This window comes from Flavobacterium sp. (assembly GCF_035760125.1).
In the GTDB taxonomy this organism is placed as follows: domain Bacteria; phylum Bacteroidota; class Bacteroidia; order Flavobacteriales; family Flavobacteriaceae; genus Flavobacterium.
Window position 1 is genome coordinate 1 of the sequence record NZ_DASTTN010000014.1, and the last position, 6,898, is coordinate 6,898.

The following is a 6,898-nucleotide window of genomic DNA, read 5'->3' on the forward strand; positions in this document are numbered from 1 at the left end:
GATTATTTTTCCCAGTTTCCAAAATGCAGTTGGAGTAATTGAATTCACTTGCCCAAATTTCCAGTTCTTTTAAAACTGCACTGGCTATTCCTTATTCCACGAAAATCAGGATGAACAAACATTCTTTTTATTTCAACAGTAGTAGAATCAAATTCCTTGAAAGCACCACAACCAATCGCAACATTATCCTTATAACAAACCACAACGTGATTGATTTTGTCGAGTGTATTATGCTGAGCATAAAAAGTATGATCTTCGCCATCTCTGCTTCTCAAAACTTCATCGAGTAAAATGACTAGTTTTTGGAAATCGATGTTTTCGGAGGTTGTTCTTGTTGTTGTCATACCATTTTAGGTGTAATGTCAAACTATCTAATTGCTTTCACAAACTCACCAATTTTTCCAGTTCCGTTCTCTTTCAAATGAGTGATAAATGCACTTCCGATGATGGCTCCTTTGGCATACTGTGTGGCTTGATTGAAAGTTTCTGCATTATTGATTCCAAAACCAACTACTTGTGGATTTTTAAGATTCATATCCCCAATGCGTTTGAAGTAGGTTTCCTGCGTGTTTCCAAAACCAGACTGTGATCCCGTAACGCTCGCTGAACTCACCATATAAATAAAACCATCCGAAACACTGTCAATAAAACGAATGCGCTCTTCCGAAGTTTGTGGCGTAATCAAAAATACATTGATTAATCCATATTTCTCGAAAGTAGCTTTGTACTGTTCAGCATATACATCAACCGGAAGGTCGGGAATGATTAATCCATCTATTCCGATTTCGGCACATTTTTTACAGAAATTCTCCACTCCGTATTGTAACATTGGATTGAAATAACCCATAATCACCAACGGAATTGTTACGCTTTGGCGAATGTCTTCCAATTGGTCGAACAAAATTCGTGTTGTCATTCCGTTATGTAAAGCCTGAGTAGAGCTAGCTTGGATTGTAGGGCCATCGGCCAAAGGGTCACTAAACGGCAATCCGATTTCGATCATGTCGATTCCGCTTTTTTCTAAATCCTGAATGATTTGTACAGTGTCATTCAAGTTAGGATATCCAGCCGAAAAGTAGATGGAAAGTATCTTTTTGTCTTCTTGTAATTTTTGATTTATTCGGTTCATTTTAAAGTGTTTTATCTTGGGATTTTGAAAATCCTATAGTTGTGTTTTATATTTTATTAATCATTCAGTATTTTGCTTGTCCAACTTGAATGTTGCTTTTCTACAAGTAATAATCCAGAACCCGAATCTTCCATTTGGGCAATCAATTCTCCTTTTTTGTCCCAAAAAGCAGAGCGACCACCAGAAGTACTCCCGTAAGAGTCTCCTCCAAAATTTGCCATCAAAACATTCATTTGATATTGTGAAGCATAATTCTGTAATGATTGATGTGCTTGCGGAATTCCATTTGGAGAAAAGAAAATACTGGCAATGTAAGTTGAACTATTATTTTTTCTGGCATTTTCTGGGTGTTTCGGATTGTCGATATCGGCACAAATGGCACAAGAAATGCGTTCGTTTTCTATTTCAAGTATTGGATTGTAATCGAACGAAGGTTGGTAATAAACATCTTCTCCGGTATGCAAAAATTGTTTGGTGTATATTGAAACAACATCGTTTGGAGCGATGCAAAACTCACCCAAAAATAAGTTGGATCCTATTTTTATTGGCGCTCCTGCAATGATTGCAATTTTGTTTTCGGTTGCTAAATTTTTCAAATAATTTAATCGGGTATCGTTTTCGGAAAAAGCCAATTGTGCAGCATCTTCTCTTTCATAACCTGTAATGGACAGCTCGGGGAACACGATTAGTTGTGCCCCATTTGCGGCAGCCAATTTTACCAGACGATAATGATCCATAAGATTGGAATCAATATCACCTCGTTTTGGTTTTGTTTGAGCAGCTGCTAGAATCATTTTTTCTTATTTCGTTTTAAATCCCTTTATTGTTTCTAAATAGCGGCACTATAAGCCCAGGCTTTTTGATTTGATTGTAACAATACTTCTACGCGTTTGTAATGCAACCCCTCATATAGATCAGCCTGATGGAGTTCTCTCATTGAGACTTCATATAAAATTCCGCTGATGGTGTCATTGGAATCATTGGTTTCCATAATAATTGGATAATGTTCTATGCCAAATTCTTCTTCGATTTGGATTTCATTTAATTCATAACCAATCAATGTTTCTGGAGTTCCGTGAAGAATTCGTCCAAAAAGGTTTTCTTGAACATCTTGATCTCGTAAAGTACCGTAAGCGAATAATTTTTGCATAAAATCTATTTTGAAAATGTTATTATACTTAAACTTTATTACTATTTCGTGTGCGCGTTAGGGATGGTAGTGGAGCTCTTTTTTGAGGCGATTTTTTTCGCCTCAAAAAAAGCGGGAACGTACAGCCCGACCCTTGGGGAACGCCCAAACTATTATATTACAATTTGAAATAATCGATGTAATTGTCTAAATCTTTGTCGCCGCGACCCGAAAGGCTGATTACAACAATATCAGTTGGTTTGAATTTTTTCTGATTTAAAACTGCAAATGCATGCGCACTTTCAATCGCAGGAATGATGCCTTCCAGTTTTGTAAGCTCTAAACCAGCATTCATGGCTTCATCATCCGTTACTGAAAAGAATTCTCCACGGCCAGTTTGTGCCAAATGAGCATGCATTGGGCCTACACCAGGGTAATCAAGTCCTGCAGAAATCGAGTACGGTTCTGTAATTTGGCCATCAGGAGTCTGCATCAATAGGGTTTTGCAACCGTGAATAATACCCACTTTTCCAAGTTTACTGGTAGCTGCACTATGACCGCTGTTCACGCCTTTTCCGGCAGCTTCAACAGCAATAATTCCAACTTCTGGCTCGTGCAAAAAGTGATAATAAGTTCCTGCGGCGTTACTGCCACCGCCAATGCAAGCGACTACATAATCTGGGTTTTCGCGTCCTTCTTTCTCTTTAAGCTGCCATTTGATTTCTTCGGAAATGATGCTTTGAAAACGGGTTACCATATCTGGATAAGGATGTGGCCCAATGGCTGATCCGATGATATAATGCGTATCTACAGGATTGTTAATCCAATCGCGAATAGCTTCGTTGGTGGCGTCTTTCAGCGTTCGTGATCCAGAAAGAGCTGGACGAACTTCGGCACCTAGCATTTTCATTCGGGCAACATTTGGTGCTTGACGTGCAATGTCGATTTCACCCATGTACACAATGCAGTCCATACCCATTAAGGCGCAAACAGTGGCTGTCGCCACTCCATGCTGACCTGCACCAGTTTCGGCAATGATTCGCTTTTTGCCCAAACGTTTTGCAACTAATATTTGCCCAATTGTGTTGTTGACTTTGTGTGCGCCAGTATGATTTAAGTCTTCTCTTTTGAGATAGATTTTGGTATTGTATTTTTCAGAAAGTCTTTTGGCAAAATACAATGGGCTAGGACGACCTACATAATCTTTGAGCAGTTGGTCAAACTCAGCTTTAAACTCTGGTTCTGCTGTTATTTTTAAATATTGCTGACGTAATTCTTCTACATTTGGATATAACATTTCAGGAATATAGGCTCCTCCAAATTCGCCGTAATAGCCTTTTTCGTTGACGTTGTATGACATTTTTATATTTTTTATTAGTTTTTGTTGAAACGTTGCATTGCAACTTTTCTACATAATTGTACGTTTTTTAATCCAGGTTCAATTTCAAATTTACTGTTTATATCAATGGCATAAATAGGCAAATTGGTTTTTGAAATTTCGTTTATCGAATCCAATTCGGCAATTCCAATTCCGCCACTGAGGAAGAAAGGTTTTGTCGATGGATATTTTTTTAATATTTTCCAATCGAAAGTGGTTCCGTTGCCGCCGGGCAGTTTTCCTTTTGTGTCAAAAAGGAAATAATCACAAACGGATTCGTATGGTTTCAAAACGCTGAAATCAAAATTTTCGTCTGCCGAAAACACTTTAATAATTTCAATGGAAGTACCAAATTTAGTTTTTAATTTCGAACAAAATTCAACCGATTCTTGACCGTGCAATTGAATCGCCTGCAAATTGTATTTCGTAACTTTTTCTTCAATTACAGCGATATTTTCATTGACAAAAACCCCCGTTTTTCGAATTGATTTTGGTAATACAGGCATATCTCCATCAAAATAGCGAGCCGATTTTTGCCAAAAAATAAATCCCATATAATCGGGTAGGAGCGAGCCTACTTCGATCATATTGTCGGGGTATTTCATTCCGCAGATTTTGAGTTTCATTTGTTTAATGCTTTAAGCTTTAAGCTTTGGGCTTTAAGCTGTTATTTTTTGTGCTTATTGCTTACAGCGTATAGCCTAAAGCTGTCTAATAAATTCCGTTGCCGCTTTTCCCGCATCATCGGTTTTCATAAAGTTTTCTCCAATCAAGAATCCTTTGTAACCGTATGGTTTCAGTTCGTTGATAGCTTCAATGGAACTGATGCCGCTTTCTGAAACTTTTACAAAATCATTAGGAATTTTTGCAGCCAATTCTTTGCTGAAATCCAGACTCACTTCGAAAGTTTTCAGGTTTCTATTGTTCACGCCAATCATATCCAGTGTTGGCATAATTGATTTTTCCAATTCTTCGAGATTGTGTACTTCAAGTAAAACTTCGAGTCCTAGGTTTTTGGCAAATTCGGATAACGATTTGATTTCTTCTTTTGTCAGAACTGCTGCGATAAGCAAAATCAAATCGGCTCCGTGGGCTTTGGCTTCAAGGATTTGGTATTCATCCACAATAAATTCTTTTCGCAAAAGCGGAATGTTTACCGAGGCTCTAGCCAAAAGCAAATCGTCCAATGAACCGCCAAAATATTTCCCATCCGTCAAAACCGAAATCCCGCAGGCACCGGCACTTTCGTATCCTTTAACTACTTCTTCAACAGTAAAACTTTGATTGATAATTGACTTTGAAGGCGAACGACGTTTGTGTTCCGCGATGATTCCTGTGTTACTGTTTTTTAAATTTTGACTTAAAGAGATAGTCTCTTTTCCGAAGAAAACCGAAGCTTCCAATTGTGAAATCGGAATGATGGATTTCTTGAGAAGAACTTCTCTTTTTTTGTCGATTATGATTTTATCTAAAATATTCATTTTTTTTATTTTGCCACAAAAAAACAATTCGTGCTAATTCGTGAAATTCTTGTTTGTTTTTTATTTACTTAATTCTTGTAATTTATTCAAAGCGACCAATCCTTTCCCCGAAAGCAAACTTTCTTTTGCCAGTTCAAAACCTTCCAGAGGAGAGCATTTGGTAACTGTTGCAATCGCTATTCCAGCATTGGCACAAACTACATTGTTTTGGGCTTCGTTACCTTTTCCGGAGAGTATATTCATAAACATTTCTGCCGATTCGTCGATTGTTTTTCCACCTTCAATTTCGCTTTGTTCCAAAAGGCGAACACCAAAATCGATAGGATTTAGAATTCCTTCTTTGGTACTGGTTATAATTTTTGTAGGTCCTGTCAAAGAAACTTCGTCATAACCATCCAAGGAATGTAAAATCGTAAAATTCACATCGGTATTTTGATATAAATAGCCATACATTCTGGCCAATTCGAGATTGAAAACACCCACTAATTGGTTTTGTGGAAACGATGGATTTACCATAGGTCCCAACATATTGAAAAAGGTTTTAACTCCCAATTCTTTACGGATTGGACCAACATTTTTCATGGCTGGGTGAAACAAAGGCGCATGTAAAATGGCAATCCCGGCTTTGTCGATGCATTTTTCAATAAATTCACTGTCGTTGCTGAATTTTACTCCCAATTTTTCCATCACGTTACTCGAACCCGAAATAGAGGAAACTCCGTAATTTCCGTGTTTGGCTACTTTAATTCCGGATCCAGCGGCTACAAAAGATGCTAAAGTCGAAATATTGAAAGTGTCTTTTCCATCACCTCCCGTACCGCACAAATCGATGGTATTGTAATCGGATAAATCTACTCGAATGCACAATTCCAAAAGCGCTTCCCTGAATCCAGCCAATTCTTCAATACTGATGCTTCGCATCATATATACGGTCAAAAAGGCTGAAATCTGGCTTGGATTATAACTCCCGCTGGAGATATTTACCAATACATTTTTGGCTTCCTCTTTGGAGAGTAATTCATGGTTGATTAATCTGTTTAATATGTTTTTCATTTTTTCTTTTTATTAATAATTCAATCTGTTTTTCATCTCCATTTGCTTAGAAATATTAATTACGATTGTTCTACTTTTTTATAAATTTTCCTGAATCAATAATTGAATTACCATTCATAATTACATATAGATATACACCTTTGTTAAAATGACTAGATATTTTCCATTGATAACTAGATCTAGATTCATCTAGTTTGATTTTATCAATTTTTTTACCATTAATGTCAAAAAAATTAATTGAATCGAAAGTGTAATTTTGGTTTGTTTCAAAAGATAAAATATCATCAGTAGGATTCGGGTATACTTTTACATTCATCACTTTAGAATTTGAGAATTCCCCATTAGATAAATTCCCTACTAACTCTTTTGCTCCAATATCTACGATACTTCCATTATTTGTAATTAAAGGATCACCAGCATTTATTGCTGGAGACTCAGCTGTCAGGTAACAAAATTGTGTGTCAGATAAAGTTGTAGCCTCTAATTTTGGATCGACAAATATATTATAGTATGCATCTGCTGGAGTATTGTTGATGTTTGAAGTAATAATAGGACCAACACCTACAGGTAAAACATTACCTATTCCAGAACCATTATTATAGAATAAATTATATGAAACAGAATCTGGTTTGTTTATTCCTTGTGAGTGAATTCCATAGTATAAATTATTCATTATAATATTAGAATTAATAATGGGGTTAGTTATCATATAGGTATCATTATCATAT

At 36.6% G+C, this 6,898-nt stretch carries 9 protein-coding genes; all 9 read right to left on the bottom strand.

Annotated elements, in window-relative coordinates; all coding sequences use genetic code 11:
- Positions 1 to 44: 44 nt before the first annotated feature.
- The gene (locus tag VFS71_RS00515) at positions 45 to 344 is read right to left on the bottom strand and encodes a GNAT family N-acetyltransferase (RefSeq protein WP_326398710.1); all 300 of its coding nucleotides are present in this window, start codon (positions 342 to 344) and stop codon (positions 45 to 47) included.
- Positions 345 to 367: 23 nt separating this feature from the next.
- Complete coding sequence (gene trpA, locus VFS71_RS00520; RefSeq protein ID WP_326398712.1) at positions 368 to 1,129, bottom strand: tryptophan synthase subunit alpha; 762 nt, start codon at positions 1,127 to 1,129, stop codon at positions 368 to 370.
- Between the two features lie 56 nt (positions 1,130 to 1,185).
- Complete coding sequence (locus tag VFS71_RS00525) at positions 1,186 to 1,923, bottom strand: carbon-nitrogen hydrolase family protein (protein WP_326398713.1); 738 nt, start codon at positions 1,921 to 1,923, stop codon at positions 1,186 to 1,188.
- A 35-nt stretch (positions 1,924 to 1,958) separates the two neighbouring features.
- Complete coding sequence (locus VFS71_RS00530; protein ID WP_326398714.1) at positions 1,959 to 2,279, bottom strand: gamma-glutamylcyclotransferase family protein; 321 nt, start codon at positions 2,277 to 2,279, stop codon at positions 1,959 to 1,961.
- 157 nt (positions 2,280 to 2,436) lie between these two features.
- Complete coding sequence (gene trpB, locus VFS71_RS00535; protein ID WP_326398715.1) at positions 2,437 to 3,618, bottom strand: tryptophan synthase subunit beta; 1,182 nt, start codon at positions 3,616 to 3,618, stop codon at positions 2,437 to 2,439.
- Positions 3,619 to 3,632: 14 nt separating this feature from the next.
- Positions 3,633 to 4,262 carry a phosphoribosylanthranilate isomerase gene (locus tag VFS71_RS00540; protein WP_326398716.1) on the bottom strand — a complete coding sequence of 210 codons (630 nt, stop codon included), beginning with the start codon at positions 4,260 to 4,262 and terminating at the stop codon, positions 3,633 to 3,635.
- 75 nt (positions 4,263 to 4,337) lie between these two features.
- Entirely contained in the window at positions 4,338 to 5,117 is a 780-nt protein-coding gene (trpC, locus tag VFS71_RS00545; protein ID WP_326398717.1) for an indole-3-glycerol phosphate synthase TrpC, read from the bottom strand.
- Between the two features lie 60 nt (positions 5,118 to 5,177).
- Positions 5,178 to 6,170 carry an anthranilate phosphoribosyltransferase gene (trpD, locus tag VFS71_RS00550; protein WP_326398718.1) on the bottom strand — a complete coding sequence of 331 codons (993 nt, stop codon included), beginning with the start codon at positions 6,168 to 6,170 and terminating at the stop codon, positions 5,178 to 5,180.
- A 70-nt stretch (positions 6,171 to 6,240) separates the two neighbouring features.
- On the bottom strand, positions 6,241 to 6,898 hold a 658-nt coding region (locus VFS71_RS00555; RefSeq protein ID WP_326398720.1), incomplete at its 5' end, for a T9SS type A sorting domain-containing protein.